Annotated in this window: 16 protein-coding genes; 14 read left to right on the top strand and 2 right to left on the bottom strand. The window is 52.2% G+C overall.

Annotation, left to right across the window (positions count from 1 at the left end):
- The first annotated feature begins 269 nt into the window (after positions 1-269).
- The 10 genes from prfB (at position 270) to argH (ending at position 12134) form a co-directional block, all read left to right on the top strand.
- Positions 270-1383, top strand: a protein-coding gene (prfB, locus tag AB4124_RS12500; protein WP_098749186.1) for a peptide chain release factor 2 whose coding sequence is annotated in 2 segments (ribosomal slippage) — positions 270-341 and positions 343-1383 — 1113 coding nt in all. Because the reading frame shifts where the segments join, the coding sequence is not laid out codon by codon here.
- Positions 1384-1409: 26 nt separating this feature from the next.
- The gene (locus AB4124_RS12495; protein WP_076324026.1) at positions 1410-2315 is read left to right on the top strand and encodes a YitT family protein; all 906 of its coding nucleotides are present in this window, start codon (positions 1410-1412) and stop codon (positions 2313-2315) included.
- A 292-nt stretch (positions 2316-2607) separates the two neighbouring features.
- The gene (locus AB4124_RS12490; RefSeq protein WP_430109365.1) at positions 2608-3177 is read left to right on the top strand and encodes a GNAT family N-acetyltransferase; all 570 of its coding nucleotides are present in this window, start codon (positions 2608-2610) and stop codon (positions 3175-3177) included.
- A gap of 393 nt (positions 3178-3570) precedes the next feature.
- Positions 3571-4626, top strand: coding sequence for an N-acetyl-gamma-glutamyl-phosphate reductase (gene argC, locus AB4124_RS12485; protein WP_441973070.1), 1056 nt, complete (start codon positions 3571-3573; stop codon positions 4624-4626).
- A gap of 18 nt (positions 4627-4644) precedes the next feature.
- Positions 4645-5871 carry a bifunctional glutamate N-acetyltransferase/amino-acid acetyltransferase ArgJ gene (argJ, locus tag AB4124_RS12480; protein ID WP_441973069.1) on the top strand — a complete coding sequence of 409 codons (1227 nt, stop codon included), beginning with the start codon at positions 4645-4647 and terminating at the stop codon, positions 5869-5871.
- A gap of 31 nt (positions 5872-5902) precedes the next feature.
- Positions 5903-6739, top strand: coding sequence for an acetylglutamate kinase (gene argB, locus AB4124_RS12475; protein WP_430109372.1), 837 nt, complete (start codon positions 5903-5905; stop codon positions 6737-6739).
- 274 nt (positions 6740-7013) lie between these two features.
- Complete coding sequence (locus AB4124_RS12470) at positions 7014-8234, top strand: acetylornithine transaminase (protein WP_441973068.1); 1221 nt, start codon at positions 7014-7016, stop codon at positions 8232-8234.
- 58 nt (positions 8235-8292) lie between these two features.
- Complete coding sequence (argF, locus tag AB4124_RS12465; protein ID WP_441973067.1) at positions 8293-9249, top strand: ornithine carbamoyltransferase; 957 nt, start codon at positions 8293-8295, stop codon at positions 9247-9249.
- A 106-nt stretch (positions 9250-9355) separates the two neighbouring features.
- Positions 9356-10588 carry an argininosuccinate synthase gene (locus AB4124_RS12460; protein WP_076324035.1) on the top strand — a complete coding sequence of 411 codons (1233 nt, stop codon included), beginning with the start codon at positions 9356-9358 and terminating at the stop codon, positions 10586-10588.
- Positions 10589-10718: 130 nt separating this feature from the next.
- Positions 10719-12134: an argininosuccinate lyase gene (gene argH, locus AB4124_RS12455; protein ID WP_430109382.1), complete on the top strand. Its 1416-nt coding sequence runs from the start codon at positions 10719-10721 to the stop codon at positions 12132-12134.
- A gap of 134 nt (positions 12135-12268) precedes the next feature.
- Here argH and AB4124_RS12450 read toward each other — a convergent pair whose 3' ends face one another.
- Positions 12269-13042, bottom strand: a complete 774-nt coding sequence (locus AB4124_RS12450; RefSeq protein ID WP_430186049.1) for an alpha/beta hydrolase — start codon at positions 13040-13042, stop codon at positions 12269-12271.
- A gap of 329 nt (positions 13043-13371) precedes the next feature.
- Between AB4124_RS12450 and AB4124_RS12445 the strand changes: the two genes are divergently transcribed.
- A complete protein-coding gene (locus AB4124_RS12445) occupies positions 13372-14100 on the top strand; it encodes a polymer-forming cytoskeletal protein (RefSeq protein WP_098749175.1) in 729 nt (242 codons plus the stop codon).
- Between the two features lie 184 nt (positions 14101-14284).
- Here AB4124_RS12445 and AB4124_RS12440 read toward each other — a convergent pair whose 3' ends face one another.
- On the bottom strand, positions 14285-15721 hold the full coding sequence (locus AB4124_RS12440) for a VanW family protein (protein ID WP_441973066.1): 1437 nt from the start codon (positions 15719-15721) through the stop codon (positions 14285-14287).
- Between the two features lie 206 nt (positions 15722-15927).
- Here AB4124_RS12440 and ftsE point away from each other — a divergent pair, with 206 nt between their 5' ends.
- Genes ftsE through AB4124_RS12425 form a run of 3 tightly spaced genes read left to right on the top strand, consistent with a single transcriptional unit; the run spans position 15928 to position 18808 of the window.
- On the top strand, positions 15928-16614 hold the full coding sequence (gene ftsE, locus AB4124_RS12435) for a cell division ATP-binding protein FtsE (protein ID WP_076324040.1): 687 nt from the start codon (positions 15928-15930) through the stop codon (positions 16612-16614).
- Positions 16604-17512, top strand: a complete 909-nt coding sequence (gene ftsX, locus AB4124_RS12430; protein ID WP_076324041.1) for a permease-like cell division protein FtsX — start codon at positions 16604-16606, stop codon at positions 17510-17512. The genes ftsE and ftsX overlap by 11 nt, the downstream gene beginning before the upstream one ends.
- A gap of 27 nt (positions 17513-17539) precedes the next feature.
- A complete protein-coding gene (locus AB4124_RS12425; RefSeq protein WP_441973065.1) occupies positions 17540-18808 on the top strand; it encodes a murein hydrolase activator EnvC family protein in 1269 nt (422 codons plus the stop codon).
- Positions 18809-18910: the final 102 nt, after the last annotated feature.

The following is an 18910-nucleotide window of genomic DNA, read 5'->3' as shown; positions in this document are numbered from 1 at the left end:
TGTAAACTTCGATCATCCTTATATAGCCCGTCCAGGTTATGGGCGCAAACTTTTCAACTCCCTTAAGAGCGGCAGATGAACCGGGTGACTGTGGTGGTCTATTCCACCGTGATCCGAAATCACTGCTGCGTTTAAGGGAGTTTATCTGAATAAACAGCGAAATATTTTGTGAAGCGATGTGACGTGGATTTTCTCTTAAATGGAACGTTTTCCATGCAGGAGAGGGTATACTGAAATTATTACATGTAGATAAGAAAGGACGAGGACTCATGATCGATCCAAGTGTGAAGCAGGACCTGCGTGAAATTAGCAAGAAACTAACCAATCTTAGGGGGTCTCTTTGACTTAAGTTTAAAGCAGGAGATGATTGAGAACTTTGAGGAGAAGATGGCAGCCCCGGATTTCTGGGATGACAATGAGAAGGCTCAGGCGCTTATTACCGAGATGAATGCCGTGAAGTCATCGGTGGATCACTATCAGAAGCTGCAGGTGGATTACGATGATGCCGTCGTGATGATCGAGCTGGCGGATGAAGAAGGCGATGACTCCCTTGCAGGAGAAATCGGGGAAACGATCAAGGACCTGGTTGGACGTGTAGAAGAGTTTGAACTCCAACTGCTGTTGAACCAGCCTTACGATAAAATGAATGCCATCCTTGAGCTGCATCCGGGCGCGGGAGGAACCGAGTCTCAGGACTGGGGCCAAATGCTGCATCGCATGTATACGCGTTGGGCGGAGAAACGCGGCTTCAAGGTGGAGACACTGGATTACCTGCCCGGGGATGAAGCGGGAATTAAGAGCGTGACACTGCTCATTAAGGGCTACAATGCTTATGGGTATTTGAAGGCTGAAAAAGGGGTGCATCGCCTGGTTCGGATCTCCCCGTTCGATTCTTCCGGCCGTCGCCATACCTCATTTGTGTCCTGTGACGTCGTTCCTGAGATTAATGATGAGATTGAACTGGACATCCGCACGGAGGACCTGAAGATTGATACTTACCGTGCTAGCGGTGCCGGTGGTCAGCATATCAATACGACGGACTCGGCCGTACGGATCACTCACTTGCCAACAGGAGTGGTTGTAACCTGCCAGAATGAACGGTCCCAGATCAAGAACCGTGAGCGTGCGATGACCATGCTTCGTTCCAAGCTCTATGAGCGCAAGATCGAAGAGCAGCAGAGGGAATTGGCGGAAATTCGCGGCGAGCAGTCCGACATCGCATGGGGCAGCCAGATCCGTTCGTATGTATTCCATCCGTACAGCATGGTGAAAGACCATCGTACACAGGTGGAGACCGGTAATATAGGAGCCGTCATGGACGGGGATCTGGATGCTTTTATCGATGGATATTTGCGCAGTCAGATCAAGCTGGAAGTCGAGTAGGACGTTGAGGAGAGATTTGAAGAGCTATGGCGCAATCCGCTGGTAATCCATCGATTAACAAAAGAAAAAGAGAACCCCTGATTCCGATCAACGGTCCCCTTCGACAGACGGTGGACACCGTTTTTATCATCATCGGCTCCTTTATTATGGCACTGTCATTTAACCTGTTTTTCCTGCCCAACCACATCGCCTCTGGCGGTGTGTCCGGATTGTCCGTTCTTGCGCAAGCATGGCTCGGCATTGAACCGGCCTTTACACAGTGGGCGCTGAATATCCCTTTGTTTGTGCTTGGCTTCTGGCTCCTTGGACGCGATTACGGTATCCGTTCCCTGCTGGGAAGCGTGATTTTGCCGTTGTTCGTCTTTTTGACCAAGGACTGGCCGATTCCAACCTCCAATCCGCTCTTGGCTTCCATCTATGGCGGGATCGGCGTCGGAATCGGGATGGGGCTGGTCTATCGCGGCAGGGGTTCAACTGGTGGATTGACCATCGTGGCTCAGCTTTTGCAAAAATACAGCGGCCTCAGCTTTTCCGTCTGCGTCGTGCTCTTGGATGCGATTGTGATCTCCTCGGCAGCCCTCGTGTTGTCGCTGGAGCAGGCGTTGTATGCTCTCATTGGACTGTACGTGACAGGCAAAGTGATTGATGCCATTGAGCTGGGCTTTAGCTTCACCAAGGTGGCTTACATTATATCCGATCATACGGAGCCGATAACGAAGGCCATTCTCGAGGATCTTGACCGTGGATTAACCAAGCTGACCGCAGAGGGCGGCTATACGGGTGAACACCGGACAGTTCTGATGGTCGTAGTCGGACAAAGTGAAATTCCCCGTCTGAAAACGGTGGTGCAATCGGTGGACCCGAATGCGTTTGTCATCATTAGTAATGCCCATGAGGTATTGGGTGAAGGCTTCCGCAATATTAAGGCGTAACACAATAGAAGCGATGTCGAGAGGTTCTCGACACACGAAGAGGCGGTGTATATCACCGTCTCTTTTTTGTGGAATTATAGAATCGATAAGGTTTCAGTAAAGCTGAACCATTCGGTAATTGTAAGCAAAACTCCCTCTAAACGCGGTCTGTCATTTGTGAAGGATTCCGATAGTCGTTTTTCTAATGGAATCGGCTTTTCGGTGGGGGCTGATCGATGACCTTGAATTTTCCTTTATTTTTCTAGTAAAGAGCATATAATGGTATCTAATATTGTTCAGGGGGTGGAGGATTGTGGAAATCGAACAGATCTTTTCTAATTTGCCGGTGCTGGAAACCGAGCGCCTGCGGCTTCGCAGAATATCGATGCAGGATGCGGATCAGATGTATGCCTATGCCTCTGATGATGAGGTTGCCAAGTACGTGACATGGGAAACCCATCGCTCGATCGATGACAGTAAGAAATTCATCCAGTTTATACTAGTCCAGTATGCCAAGCATGATATTGCCCCTTGGGGGATCGAGCTGAAGGAGAGCGGGCGTTTGGTGGGGACGGTGGATTTTGTGTGGTGGAAGCCCGAACAGCAGAGTGCGGAGATCGGTTACGTACTTGCGCGGGATTGTTGGGGACAAGGCCTTATGACGGAAGCAGCCTCCGCGTTACTGAAACTCGGATTTGGCGAAATGGATCTTGTACGCATCCAAGCTCGTTGCATAGAAGGGAACATCGGCTCTCAGCGTGTCATGGAGAAGATCGGCATGTCCTATGAGGGGACGTTGAGGAAGGGGATCAAGATCAAGGGTCAGCATTGGGACCTCAAATTGTATTCCATTCTAAAAGAGGAATATGAATCGACTCTTTAGACATTGAAGGCGATTGGTATTCATTTGCAAATGGGGACCAAATTTGAATAATCCATTGTATTTATATGAATACAGTCGTATAATAATACATATTTATGAGACGGATAAAGTCAATGAATACCTATGACGAAAGCGTCGTTTTAATGCAGGAGACAGAATACTTCCGAACAAGATCATCACTAGCCTGACTGCTTCACGATGGAAAACCATATCAAGAGCATCAGCAGTCACTTGATTTCTATGGCTTACCACGTCAAGGGCAGAGCTCAGGGGGCAATGTGAATCGATCGGAGGATGGAAACGGATGGGCATGACGTAGAGATGAAGGGAATGGATGAATGGGACCTTGCATAAGGTCCTTTGGCTGTTCCTTGGGGAGAGGGATGAGGATAAATGACGGACACAAACACAGTAAAAGTTGCTATTGTTGGATCTACCGGTTATGGTGGCGTGGAACTGATCCGGTTGCTGCAAGCACACCCGCGCGTTGAGATTACATCGGTAATCTCTTCATCGACTGCAGGCGTACCGATATCGGACGGTTTTCCACATTTGACGAATATCATGACCCGGAACCTGGATGGTGTTAATCCAGCGGAAATCGCGGAGGTGGCGGACTTGGTGTTCGCGGCCACACCTTCGGGCGTTAGTGCCAAGCTGGTGCCAGAGCTGCTGGATGCGGGCCTGAAGGTCATTGATCTCTCGGGAGATTTTCGCTTGAAGGACGGAGCAGTGTATGAACAGTGGTATAAGCACACGGCTCCGAGTGCGGAACTTTTGGAGAAGGCTGTATATGGCCTATGCGAAGTGTTTGGCGAGGAGGTCCGCGATGTGGATTTCATCTCCAATCCGGGCTGTTATCCGACAGCGACGCTGCTCGGGCTGATTCCGGCAATTAGCGCGGGATGGATTGATGCCTCTTCCCTTATTATCGATGCCAAATCCGGCGTGTCCGGTGCAGGCCGGGGAACGAGTTTGATGACGCATTATGCCGAGATCAACGAGAACTTCAAAGCCTATAAGGTGAATAAGCACCAGCATATTCCCGAGGTTGAGCAGGTATTGACTCAGGTAGCGGGTGAACCGATCACCGTTACCTTTACGACCCATCTGGTCCCGATGACGCGGGGAATCATGACCACCATGTATGCCACGCTGAATGGCCCTTATACGGAAGAGGATTTTATTGAGCTGTATCGCCAGTATTACAAGGACCGCCGGTTTGTGAGAATCCGTGATTTGGGCGTATGGCCTGCGACAAAAGAAGTCAGCAGCTCCAACTACTGTGATATCGGATTTGCGGTGGATGCGCGTACGAACAGAGTGACCATTATATCGGTCATAGATAACGTGGTGAAGGGTGCGGCCGGGCAAGCGATCCAGAACCTGAATTTGATGATGGGATGGGAGGAGAGCCTCGGACTTACGTTTACGCCGATTTATCCGTAAGCGGCTGGGGATACAGACATGGGAGAGAATATGTTTGCGATTATTGATGGGGGCAGCATCATAACGCCGCAAGGCTTTAAAGCTGCTGGACTCCACTGTGGACTTAAGAAGACCGACCGTAATGATCTGGGCGTCATCGTATGTGACGTGCCTGCTGTGGCGGCTGCTGTATATACGACAAACCTCATTCAAGCGGCACCACTGAAGGTGACGCGTGAAAGCCTGCAGGACGGTAAGCTTCGCGCGATCGTCGTCAATAGCGGGAATGCCAATGCCTGTACAGGTAAGCAGGGTGAAGAGGATGCTTATACGATGCGAGCTAGCACGGCTGCACAATTCGATCTGGAAGAGAACGATGTGGCTGTCGCCTCAACGGGAGTCATCGGGGAACTGCTGAAGATGGACCGCGTTACCTCGGGTATCGCCGGCCTGCCTGCACGACTCAGCGGCGGAAGCGAGGGGGCTGAAAGCTTCAGCCAGGCGATTTTGACAACCGATCTCGTGAAAAAGGAAGCCTGCGTCACCGTACAAGTTAACGGTACGAAGGTGACTATCGCCGGAACGGCGAAGGGGTCGGGGATGATTCATCCGAACATGGCGACCATGCTCGGATTCATGACGACAGATGCGGTCATTGGTCAGGATGCGCTGCAGCTGCTGCTGCGCCAATCGACTAACCTGACCTTTAATATGATTACGGTGGATGGGGATACAAGCACCAACGATATGCTGGTTGCGATGGCCAGCGGCCTGGCAGGGCATGAGGCCCTATCGCCGGAGCATCCGGATTGGGATGCATTTGCAGCCGGATTCCATTATGTGTGCCAGCAGCTAGCGAAGGCGATTGCACGTGACGGAGAGGGAGCTTCCCGCCTGATCGAGGTTCGCGTAAACGGCGCCGAAAGCGACGATGACGCGCAAGCCATCGCCAAGACGATCATTGGCTCCAGCCTGGTCAAATCTGCGGTGTTCGGCGCAGATGCTAACTGGGGACGCATTATTGCGGCTGTCGGCCGTGCGGGCCGTCCGGTCAATCCGGAGACGGTGGATATTGCCATCGGTCCGATCTCGGTGCTGGAGCAGTCAAGGCCCGTTGCTTTTGACGAAGATGCGGCTCTGGTTTACCTCCAGGGTGATACCGTGGATATTGACGTGAAGCTGCATATCGGAAATGGCTCGGCTACGGCCTGGGGCTGTGATTTAACTTATGACTATGTCCGCATTAATGCGGCTTATCGTACGTAGATAAATAATCAGTAGGACGGAGGAGACGGATATGAAGAGCACGATCGATCAAAAGGATACGTTGCCGGTCCAAACAGCAGGGGCAGATACGTTTGTCATGAAATGCGGCGGCAGCACGCTCGCTGCGCTTCCTGACAGCTTCTTCGAGGATTTAAAGGATCTGCAGCAAAAGGGAGTCAACCCCGTCATCGTTCATGGCGGCGGACCCGCGATCTCCGGCAATCTGGAGAAGCTCGGCATTGAGACCGAGTTTGTGAACGGGCTGCGCAAGACGACGGAGGATGTGCTGGACGTCGTGGAGATGGTACTTGCGGGCACCATCAATAAACAGATCGTAAGGCGGATTCAAAGCGTGGGCGGCTCTGCTATCGGCTTGTCCGGCTCGGACGGCGGGCTGATCGAGGCCAAACCGGTAACGAACCATGCGGAAGTTGGCTGGGTCGGCGATGTGACATTTGTGAAGTCGTCAATTCTGAGCGGCGTGCTGGAAATGGGCTACATGCCTGTGGTTGCACCGATCGGGGTGGATCCGTCCGGTCAGCGCTACAACATTAATGCCGATACGGCGGCTGGTGCCGTTGCCTCCCATCTGGGGGTACACCGGATGATCGTTGTCACCGACGTACCCGGGATCATGAAGGGAGCAGGCGGCGAGAAGCGGGTGCTTCCGACCGTGACGGTGCAGGAGATTGAGGACATGATCGGGACAGGCGAAATCTACGGCGGCATGATACCGAAGGTCAGAGCGGCCATCAGCTGCATTCACGGCAAAGTGAGCGAGGTTGTCATCGTGGACGGAAGCGAGCCGAATGTACTGAGCCGAGTGTTGGGTGGAGAAGTGCTGGGAACGCGCATCGTGCGGATGTAATAAGGAATGAACAGGTTACGGCTTGATATACAAACCGTAACTATATAAAAACTTCAACGGAGAAGGCGGAATCATTCCGTAGAAGCGGAGCGGGCCCCTTTGTCCACGGAATTTATCCTAACTTATATCATTCAATAAAATTCTGTGGGCAACAGGGATCGGAGGAATGATCCGAATTCGCAGTGCTGGGTAAGCATAGTAGATGTCTCTTATCGCAGACGTTTCAAACCTGAAACATGAAGCAATGCCATATGCAAAGGAGTGTGTGAAGGTCATGGGAAAAGAAACAGCAGCAGGCGGTGTTAAAGCAGCGAATGAAAGCTCATTGTTCCAAACGTATGCCAGATATCCAATCGCCTTGGTCAAAGGGGAAGGCAGCTGGTTATGGGACGATCAAGGCAACAAATATCTTGATTTTATGGCGGGTTTGGCGGTAACGAATCTTGGCCATGCTCCGGTGAAAGTAAAAGAGAAGCTGAAAGCCCAGCTGGATGAATTGTGGCATGTCTCGAACCTGTTCCACATTCCCGGTCAGGAAAAAGCAGCTGAGCTGCTGACAGCCAACACCTGCGCTGACTCCGTTTTTTTCTGCAACAGCGGAGCGGAAGCGAACGAAGCGGCCATTAAGCTGGCGCGCCGCTACCATCAGAAGGTGAAGGGAACGGGACGGTACGAGGTCATTACGTTTACGCAGTCCTTCCATGGACGGACGTTGGCTACGCTGACGGCAACCGGCCAGGATAAGGTAAAGGAAGGCTTCCTTCCGCTTCCGGCAGGCTTCAAAAGCGTTCCGCTGCATGACCTTCCGGCACTGGAAGCGGCCATTAACGACAACACCGCCGCCATCATGATCGAAATGGTGCAGGCGGAGGGCGGCGTGCATCCGGTGGAGCCGGAATTTCTTCAAGCCGTTACTGAGCTGTGCAAGAAGCACGGACTGCTGCTGATTGTCGACGAGGTGCAGACGGGCATGGGCCGAACCGGCAAGCTGTTTGCGCACGAGCATTACGGCATTGAGCCGGATATTTTTACCGTAGCCAAAGGGCTCGGTTCCGGGTTCCCGGTTGGTGCGATGCTGGGCAAAGCTTACTTGCGTGAAGCTTTCACGGCAGGAAGCCATGCCACGACGTTTGGCGGCACGCCAATTGCCAGCGCCGTCATCCAGGCCACCATCGAGACGATGCTGGAGGACAACGTGCCGCAGCGCGCGGCCGAAGCTGGAGAATATTTGATGACCAAGCTGAATGAGAGCCTGGGCAGTCATCCTTTTGTGAAGGCGATCCGGGGTAAAGGCTTGCTGATCGGCATCGAATGCGCTGAACCGGTTGGCGAGCTGGTACTAAAAGGACAGAGCCGCGGGCTGCTGTTCGTAACGGCAGGACCGAATGTGATCCGGCTGCTTCCGAATCTGTACGTCACAAAACAAGAGATCGACCAGGCGGTATCGATTGTTACGGAACTTATACATGAGCATACGGCGGTTAGCCAAGCATAGAAGAATCGTGCAGCAGCATTTTGGACAATAACAGCATGGTTAAGGAGGACTGAAGGATATGGCGGCAAGCGGACAAGTGAAGGAATTGAGCCTGAAAGGGCGGGATATGATCGAGCTGGACGAATACTCGACGGAAGAGATTCAGTTCTTGCTCGATTCGGCAATTGAGATCAAGCGCAAGCAGAAGAACGGCGAAGTCTATCAGCCGCTGAAGGGCAAGACGATTGGTTTGATTTTTGAGAAGTCGTCCACGCGGACGCGGGTGTCGTTCGAGGCTGGCATGTTCCAGCTGGGCGGACATGCACTCTTTTTAAGCAAAAACGATATTCAGCTCGGACGCGGCGAGCCGATCAGCGATACGGCGCAGGTGATGTCCCGTTATCTGGACGGCTTGATGATCCGTACTTTCGGGCACGACAACGTGGTCAACCTGGCGAAATATGCTTCCATTCCGGTTATCAACGGCCTGAGCGACATGGCGCATCCATGTCAGGTACTGGCTGATTTGCAGACCGTGCTGGAGCACAAAGGCAAGCTAAAAGGCCTCAAAATGGCCTTTATCGGCGATGGCAACAATATGGCGCATTCACTCCTGATTGGCGGAGCCAAGATGGGCATGCATGTGGCTGTGGCCAGTCCCAAGGGCTACGAGGCGGATGCCAGCATCGTGAGGCTGAGCGAGGAGATCGCAGCGCAAACGGGCGGCAAAATCACGATCACCCAGGACCCGATCGAAGCCGCGAAGGATGCGGACGTGATCTATACGGATGTATGGGCAAGCATGGGCTTTGAAGAGGAGCAGGCACAGCGGGAAGCCGCGTTTGCAGACTACCAGGTGAATGAGGAGCTGGTGAAGGCAGCGCAGCCGGATTACTTGTTCCTGCATTGTCTTCCGGCCCACCGTGGCGAAGAGGTTAGCGAAGGCGTGATTGACGGTGCCAATTCCGTTATTTTCGATCAGGCTGAGAACCGTCTCCATGCTCAGAAGGCTTTGATGGTTGCTTTGATGGCTTAGAGCCATTCAATTGCAACGAACATTCTCTATGAAAATGCGTTAATGGACGTTATCTTTAGTATAATGAACGACAGGGTTGTTAGTAACAAAGAGAGGGAGTTTAACCATGGCAAAACAAAAAATCGTACTGGCGTATTCCGGTGGCCTGGATACGTCCGTTATTCTGAAGTGGCTGAAAGAAACCTACGATGCGGAGATCATTGCTTTCACGGCCGATATCGGCCAGAAGGAAGAGCTGGACGGACTTGAGGAAAAAGCGCTGGCGACAGGCGCCTCCAAAGTATACATCGACGATCTGCGCGACGAATTTGCAACAGATTTCATCTATCCGATGTTCCAGGCGGGTGCCATGTACGAAGGGCAGTACCTGCTCGGGACCAGCATCGCGCGTCCATTGATTGCTAAACGCATGGTGGATATCGCACGTGCGGAAGGCGCGACGGCGATTGCGCACGGCGCTACGGGTAAAGGGAACGATCAGGTTCGCTTTGAGCTGGGCGTTGCCGGCTTGGCACCGGACATTGAAGTAATCGCTCCTTGGCGCATCGAGGAGTTCCGTAACTCCTTCCCGGGACGTGCGGAGATGATCGCATACGCGGAAGCGCACGGCATTCCGGTAACGGCATCGGCAGCCAAATCCTACTCCATGGACCGCAACCTGCTCCATATCAGTTATGAGAGCGGTGTGCTGGAAGATCCTTGGTTCGATGCAAGCGCGGAGGATAGCAAGGATATGTACCTGCTCAGCGTATCGCCTGAGGATGCACCAGACGAGGCGGAATACCTCGAGCTTACGTTTGAACAAGGGAATGTCGTTGCGCTGAACGGCGAATCGATGAGTCCGCTGCAAGTAATGGAGAAGCTCAACGAGCTGGGTGGCAAACACGGCATCGGTCGCGTGGATATGGTAGAGAACCGCTTCGTTGGCATGAAGAGCCGCGGTGTCTACGAGACACCAGGCGGAACCATCCTGTTCACCGCTCATCGCAAAATGGAATCCATCACGATGGACCGTGAAGTGATGAATCTGCGCGACAGCCTGATTACCCGCTATAGTACCTTGGTTTATAACGGTTTCTGGTTTGCACCGGAGCGTCTGGCACTGCAAGCGCTGGTAACGGAGAGCCAGAAGAACGTATCCGGTACGGTGCGCGTGAAGCTGTACAAAGGCAACATTATCGGCGCAGGTGTGAAGAGTCCGGTCAGTCTGTACAACCCGGATATCGCAACGATGGAAGCCGATCCGACGCAAGCTTATGATCAGGGCGATGCGACCGGCTTTATCCGCTTGAATGCACTGCGTTTGAAAGTGGCAACCGGCGTGAACCAGAATCAATAAGTTTACAATAATGAACAGGCTGAAGGCCGTTTCATGCTAGGGAGCTCCGCTGATTCTCGCGCAACCGGGATGAATGGAACTTCTTAAGCGGGAAGCGGCCCTCTGCCTTAAACAGAGAGGGGCAAGTGTTGTGAGCAAGTTATGGGGCGGACGCTTTACGAAGCAGACCAACGCATTGGTAGAGGAATATACGGCATCCATCGGTTTTGACAAGCAGCTGGCCGAAGAGGATATCCAGGGAAGCCTTGCGCATGTGTCTATGCTGGGCAAATGCGGCATCGTGCCGGCCGAAGACGTGGAGACGATCAAGGCTGGCTTGAACAAGGTGCTGGAGCGCATCCGTGAGGGCAGCATCGAGTTCTCCGTATCGGATGAGGATATTCATATGAACATCGAGAAGAATCTGATTGAGGAAATCGGACCTGTCGGCGGCAAGCTCCACACAGGCCGCAGCCGTAACGATCAAGTGGCTACGGACATGCATCTGTATTTACGTAACCGCGTGGTGGCGCTGACTGGCATGCTGCATGAGCTGCAAACCGCATTGATCGGACAAGCCAAGGATAACCTGGATACGATTATTCCAGGGTATACGCATCTGCAGCGTGCACAGCCGATTCTGTTCGCACATCATCTGATGGCTTACGTGTCCATGTTTCAGCGGGATATCGACCGTCTGATCGACAGCTATAAGCGTATTAACGTGTTGCCGCTCGGGGCAGGCGCGCTTGCGGGTACAACGTTCCCGATCGACCGCCATTTCGTGGCAGAGCAGCTTGGGTTTGATGGTGTTTACGAGAACAGTCTGGATGCGGTCAGCGACCGCGACTTCATCCTGGAATTCCTCTCGGATGCTTCCATCATCATGATGCACTTGTCCCGCTTAAGCGAGGAGCTGGTGCTTTGGAGCAGCACGGAGTTCAACTTCATCGAGCTGGATGATGCGTTCTGCACGGGCAGCAGCATTATGCCGCAGAAGAAGAATCCGGATGTGCCTGAGCTTGTTCGCGGCAAAACCGGACGGGTATACGGCAATCTAATCGGTCTTCTCACCGTGCTGAAGTCCCTGCCGCTTGCTTATAACAAGGATATGCAGGAAGATAAAGAGGGCATGTTCGATACGGTGGCTACGCTGGAAGGCGCATTGCAGCTGTTCGCGCCGATGATCGCCACGATGAAGGTCAACAAAGGCCGCATGCGCGAAGCGGTGAATACCGACTTCTCGAACGCAACCGACATCGCGGACTTCCTGGTGGGCAAAGGACTTCCTTTCCGTCAGGCGCATGAAGTGATCGGCAAGACCGTATTGTACTGCATCCAGAACAGCAAGTATCTGCTGGACCTGACGCTGGACGAGTTCAAGCAGTTCTCGGAGCTGTTCGACGACTCCATTTATGGCGTCCTTCAACCGGAGACGGTGGTCAATGCGCGTAACGTTTACGGCGGCACGGCAACCGAGCAAGTGAAGGCGGCCATTGATCGCAGCGTGCAGACCCTTCAGGTCACGGAGGAATGGCTGGGTCTCCGTCAAGGGAATGTAGAGTAACGGCATAGAATACTTGGCGTGAAAAAAATAGAGGTGGATCGGCAAACATGACATTTGCCGATCCACCTTTTTTAAGATATGGGAAGATACCGTTGAACGAACCGCCGGCCCGTCCAGATGTGTCTATAGGTTCATCAGGCCTTCAACGGGAGCCACTTCAGCACATCCTGAATGTGGGTATCCCAATATCCCCAATCATGATCGCCTGGACCTTCCTGATAGGTGAGTTCGAGGGAGGTTTCTTCGCAGGCTTTGCGGAACGCTTGATTGTCTTCATAGAGGAAGTCTTCGGTTCCGCAGCATTGATACAGCAGCGGCTTAGGCCCTTCGGATCGTTCGACTTCCTGAAGCAGCCACAGCAAGTCATTGTCGGTACCGGTAATATCTTGATCTCCGTAGACTAATTGATGTTCAAACAAGGCCTCATTCCTCCGGATATGACCCGCCATATCGAGCGCGCCCGACAAACTGGCAGCCGCGGCAAAGGATTCCGGGCAGCGGAGCGCCAGCTTGAATGCCCCGTATCCGCCCATGGACAAGCCGGCAACGAAGTTATCTTCCCTCGCGTGGGATAACGGGAAGAAGGAACGGGCAATGGCCGGCAGCTCCTGACTGATGAAGGTCCAGTATTTGCCACCGTATTCCATGTCGGTATAGAAGCTGCGGTGAACTTGCGGCATCACGACGGCAATGCCCATCTCGGCCACATAGCGTTCAATGGAGGTTCTGCGCAGCCAGATGGAATCGTCGTCGGACAGGCCGTGCAGCAGGAAGAGCGTCGGATGCAGACCGCTTTTGGCATGATTGGTCATACCGATCTGCGAAGAGGTTTGCTGAGGGAGAATGACGGTCATGGACGTACTGAGACCCAGTACCTCCGAGTAAAAGCGACATTGCATAAGAGCCATGATGATGTATCCCCTTTCACTTTAATAAATGAGAGATCAATGAACGAGCCTATTTGAATCATATCACAATCAATCTCCCTTACTCCAAGCAAATCCGAACCATCATTTGCAGGAAAAGACGAGATAAAGTGCCTGAGAACGCCTCGGTCTTGGGACCGAGGTGAAGTTCAGCCATCGGGCTGTTCTATGAATAGCGGGGTTGTGGTATCTTAGAGGGAGATTATGACTCCACCTGGTGGAGGACGGACATTTATTGTAGAAATAACTGTTGTGATGAAGAAGTTAAGATATAGATAGTGATTACTTTGTAAATCTGGAGGAGGATACTCATGATACCACATGACGACAAGCTGTCCGATCTGAAGATTACGGGAACCGGAAGTTCAAGCGGCGGCCAATACGATAAGGTGCGCATTGACGGTGCCGGGCAGGTGAATGGAGATCTGGATTGCCGAGAATTAATAGGCAATGGAACGATGAGTGTTAGTGGCGCCGTCGCTGCCCGTACGATTCGCGTGAACGGTTCGGGAACCATTAAGGGGGCTGTGGAGTCTGAGGAGCTGCATGTAGCCGGCAGCCTGAGTTTGAAGGATGGATTGCGCAGTCGCTCCATCTTTATCGGGGGGCATTGCAGCATTCACGGAGATTCCGAATCGAAGAAACTTGAGGTCACCGGAAACCTGAGAAGCCGTGGTGACGTGCGGAGTGAATCCGCCACGTTGCAAGGGGGATTTAAGATCGATGGCCGCCTGCATGTTGGAACAGCGGATATCCGAGTATTGGGCCGCTGCCTTGCACAGGAAATCGTTGGAGACCGGATAACGGTCCGCAAAAAAGGGAAGCGGCTCTGGGAAATGCTGTCCTTGCCTTTACGGGGAACACGGCTGGAGGCTCGTATTATTGAAGGCGATGTCCTTGATCTCGAGTATGTTGAAGCCGATATCGTCCGCGGTAACCGGGTGATCCTAGGCAAAGGGTGCGAGATTCGGCAAGTGGAGTACAGAGATGAACTGTCACAGCATCCGGAAGCCGAGGTCAGAGCGTCTCGGCGGTTTTAAGGGAAACACGATGCCCTTCCGGATGGGACATCTGAATGCCGAGCTGATTGAAGGCGAGGATATCCGTCTGGAGAATACGAGAGCTGCTATAAAGTCGATACATTACATTGAAATAACGGCAAGGCAAACAGCCCGGATTCGCGGTTCTATCGCGAATCCGGGCTGTTCCATGTTGTCTTCAGGTTTACGGGGCACTGATACCGTCCTCAACCACTTCCTCTTTCGGGGTATCATTCGCTTCAGGCAGTTGGACATCGTTCGTCGGATTAATGGCAACGATGCTGTTCTGGGGGCGGTAGGTATCCTTGGATATTTTGACGTTCTCCACAACTTTGCCGTTTACTTTCTTGGCTCGGTAGGTTTCAACCACATAGCCTGGCTTCCCGTTCTGAACCACCTGCTTGAGTCCTGGAGGAAGCGAGTTATTGTGAATGATTTTCTCTGGTGACGGCAAGGTTTCAACGGTGGTGGACACAAGCTCATATTCCGTATTTTCCGGGAAGGTGCCGAACATCTTTAGTGTTAAATTATCGTGCGATACCTCCGATAAAATAAGCAGATGCTTACCTGTATTGTTCCGAAAGCGAAAATTGATCACCCCTTCAGCAAAGGTGGCATCCTGCCCCTTGGGCAGGTAGCTGACCGGAAGGGAATGATTGCGCCGTTCGGTGATTTCCAGCCCGACGAGCAAAGCGGCATGATAGACTGTGCTGGATACCTGGCAGATCCCGCCGCCGATCCCGGGAACCAGCTTGCCGTTCACGATAACGGGGGCTTCTTCAAAGCCGTACTCCTTCTTCGCGGCATCAATAATATGAGCATAATTGAATTCATCGCCGGGCTTCAGAATCATGCCGTCTACGGCTTTGGCAGCGGCAGTCACGTTATGAACGCGTCCAGGCCCGCTGGATCCGAGACTGGTAGAGAATTCGACGATTTTGCGCTCAATCCCCTCATCCTGCAGCGATTTTACGGTAACGGGGGGCTTTTGACGGATGACAGGCAGTTGGACCGTAATGATCTCATCCAATTTCGGCTCGGTGAAGTGAGACTCATTCGGAAGCGCAGCGACGAACCCTTCATAGAATGCCGGCCAATCGATGCGGTATGCCGTTTTCTCCGGGGTGTACCGGACAACGTCATCTTCGGATATGCTCCGTACCGCATTGACGGGTTCGCCAAAGCGTTCCTTTTGCCAGTCTTCGCTCAACCGCTCTTTTAACACATTGCGATCCCAGTCCGTGGATATATGCCACTCCAGCTGAAAGTTACGCCGGTAAAAAACCTGATCCCATAATGATCCTTCGGACAACCTGGCGATAGCTTCCCGAAAATCGGCAGCGCTGAATTGAACTCCGGCTTCCCGGAGAGTGAAGCTTTCCGTGTGCCCTTTCAGAGTGTCCGATTGCAGCTCCACCTTCAATGCTGTCATCGCCTGCAGCCGTTGATCCAGCTCTGACAGCACCTCGTCTGCGGGTGTACCGCCTACCTGCCAACCGGAGAGAACGACCCCCTTCGGGAGTTCCTTCTGGTTCACGTACATCGTCAATAGACCGAAGCCGACGGAGAGGAGAAGACCGAAACTGATGACAATGATGAGACCAAGATGAATTTTTTTCATTCGAACCACCTTCTTAACTTCGTATTGGCCGCAGTTCATGCACTTTTTCATGTATATGTCACGGTGGGCTTAAACTTTCGGGTACTCAAAAGGTAACAATTTTGTTACAATAGACGATGTCGTGAGGATTTTTCATGGATTTTAAAGGAATTCGATGGAAACTGTCGAAAAGTATAATGGCTAATTAAGGATTGGGAAGTGATGAAGTGATCGAAATGCAGGACGTATGGAAGACTTATCCGAACGGCGCTCATGCGCTTCAAGGAGTTTCCGTCAAAATCAATCGAAATGAATTTGTCTATGTTGTCGGACCGTCAGGTGCTGGCAAATCGACGTTTATGAAACTTATCTATAGAGAAGAAGTGCCTACGAAGGGGCAAATTTCTGTTAATGGATTTAATATCGGGAAGCTGAAGCAGCGCAAAATTCCCTATGTTCGCCGAAATATCGGGGTTATTTTTCAGGACTATCGTCTGCTGCCCAAGCTGACTGCTTACGAAAATGTAGCTTTTGCCATGGAGGTTATTGAAGCGCCGCAGCGTCTCATCAAGAGACGGGTCATGGAGGTGCTGGAGCTTGTGGGCCTGAGAGCCAAGGCGAACCGCGAACCTTCCCAACTCTCCGGGGGTGAGCAGCAGCGGATCGCAATCGCCAGAGCGATTGTGAATAACCCCTCCGTCATTATTGCGGACGAGCCTACAGGTAACCTGGATCCGGAAACCTCGTGGGGCATCATGCAGTTGCTGGATGAAATCAATTTCAGGGGAACCACCATCGTAATGGCTACCCACAACAGGGATATCGTGAACACCATGCGTAAACGCGTTCTTGCGATTGAGCATGGACAGATCGTCCGTGACCAGCAGAGAGGAGATTACGGGTATGAATTTTAGAACCTTCTTGCGGCACTTGCGGGAAGGGGCGAAGAGCGTTTTCCGGAATGGATGGATGTCGGTCGCATCGGTTACTTCCATCGTAGTGTCTTTGTTTATACTGGGCGTTTTCATGCTATTAGTCATGAATGTTAACGCTTTAGCCGATAAAGCAGATAGCAATGTGCAAATCAATACGTACTTAAATCTCAATGTGGATAAGAAGCTGCGCGAAACCATTAAGAGTGAAATCGAGGCAATGCCGGAGGTCGGCGGCATCAAGTTCGTGTCCAAGGAAGAGGGCATGAAGGAGCTTGAGGAAAGCCTGGGCTCCGAATGGGTGGAAGGCTTCAGCGAGGCGGACCAGAATCCGCTTCCTGATGCATTCGAGGTTTCCGTTATTGAACCGACCACGGTCGGTTTTGTTGCCGACAAGATTACCGCTCTGAACCAGAAGTATACGGAGGAGCCGATCCTGCGAGTCAAGTATGGGGAAGGCACGGTCGAAACTCTGTTCAAGATTACGAAGACGGTGCGGAATATCGGCTTTATTTTCGTAGCGGGACTCGGTTTGATGTCTATGTTCCTGATCTCGAACACCATTCGGGTTACTATTTTGGCCCGTCGCCGCGAGATCGGCATTATGAAGCTTGTCGGCGCGACCAACAACTTCATTCGCTGGCCGTTTTTCGTGGAAGGTGCCATGATCGGCCTGATGGGCTCCATTGTGACGGTCACGCTGTTGTTTGTAGGCTACAATCGTCTGTACGCTGCGTCGCAAACCGATCTGACGCTGGCAAAGAGCTTAATCCCGCTGGGAGATTTGTGGCTGCAGCTCGGCATCATTATCGTTGGGCTGGGCATGGTCATTGGCATCTGGGGCAGCACCATGTCGATACGTAAATTTTTGAAAGTATAAAACAAGGTAAAGGATGGGGAGCGAAACTTGAAGAAAATCGCCGCAGGAGTAGCAGCCTTATTACTGGCCACTGTTATGATTCAACCGACCGTCGGACAAGCCGAGAAGAAGACTTCAGCCGATGTAGATCGAGAGCTGAGAGTGCTTCAGGAGCAGGTCAAGAAAGCACGGGCACAGAAGAACAAAGCAGCGGAAAATAAACAAGAAGCTCAGCATTACAAGAAAAAAACAACGAAGAATTTGAAATATGTGATGGAGCAGATCAGCATCGTCAGCAATGAATTGACCAAAATCTCCATGAAGATCGAGGAGACAGAGGATCTGCTGAGAAAAACGACCAAAGAACTTGAAGCGGCGGAGGAGCGTATCGCCTCCCGTGAGAAGCTGTTGGAATCCCGGATTCGCCTCATCTATATGGATGGGCAAGTATCTTATCTGGATGTGCTGCTCTCCTCGACCAGCTTCAGCGATTTTATTGAGCGTGCGGATTCTTTGAAGACGATCGTTAACCAGGACCAGGATTTGCTGGTGGAGCATAAGCAGGACAAGCTGCTGGTCATCGACAAGAAGAAGGAGCTTGAAGGACAGTATGCAACCGCCAAGGACCTGTATGGTCAAATGGAGGACCGCAAGAGTATCCTGAACGAGAAGGAACAGGAGAAGCGCATACTACTGGCCCAGTATGATCAGGATATCGAGGATGCGGAAATCTTGACCGAAGAGCAGGATAAAATGTTGGTTGCCCTGGCAAGCAAACGTTCGGATCTGCAGAAGGAAAAGAATAAGCTTGCGGCTGAGGAAGCTGCCCGTAAAGCAGCGGCTGCCAAAGCGGCTGCGGCGAAAAGAGCCAAGGCGACCACCCTCGGTGGAAGTAAAGGTGGCGGCGGATACACAGGTAACGGCGGACCATTCGCGATCCCGGTTTCCGGTGCCAGACTTTCATCGGGTTATGGGCCTCGAGTTCATCCGGTAACGGGCCAGGCTGGCAAGATGCATACAGGCCAAGATTTCGCGGTACCACAGGGGACTGAGATCCGGGCAGCTGAGAGCGGCACGGTCATATTGGCCGAGTGGTGGAGCGGTTACGGAAACTGTGTTATTGTTGATCATGGGGGCGGCGTATGGACCTTGTATGGACATATCCGCAATGGCGGCATTAAAGTCAGCGAAGGCGACAAGGTGTCCAGAGGGCAGAAGATTGCCGAAGTGGGTTCCACGGGTCAGAGCACAGGACCGCATCTTCATTTTGAGGTTCGGATCAATGGATCGCCGGTCAATCCTTCGCCTTATCTGTAACAAACTTTTAGGACTTATACCATATAACCTTCAGACCGCTGTATAAATATTCCCAGCAAGCCAATCATATACTAGGTGGACGGGATTCCCCATGTGTAGCAG

This window comes from Paenibacillus sp. 2KB_20 (assembly GCF_052115765.1).
GTDB lineage: Bacteria > Bacillota > Bacilli > Paenibacillales > Paenibacillaceae > Paenibacillus_AQ.
This window is presented reverse-complemented; position numbering and strand designations above follow the sequence as displayed.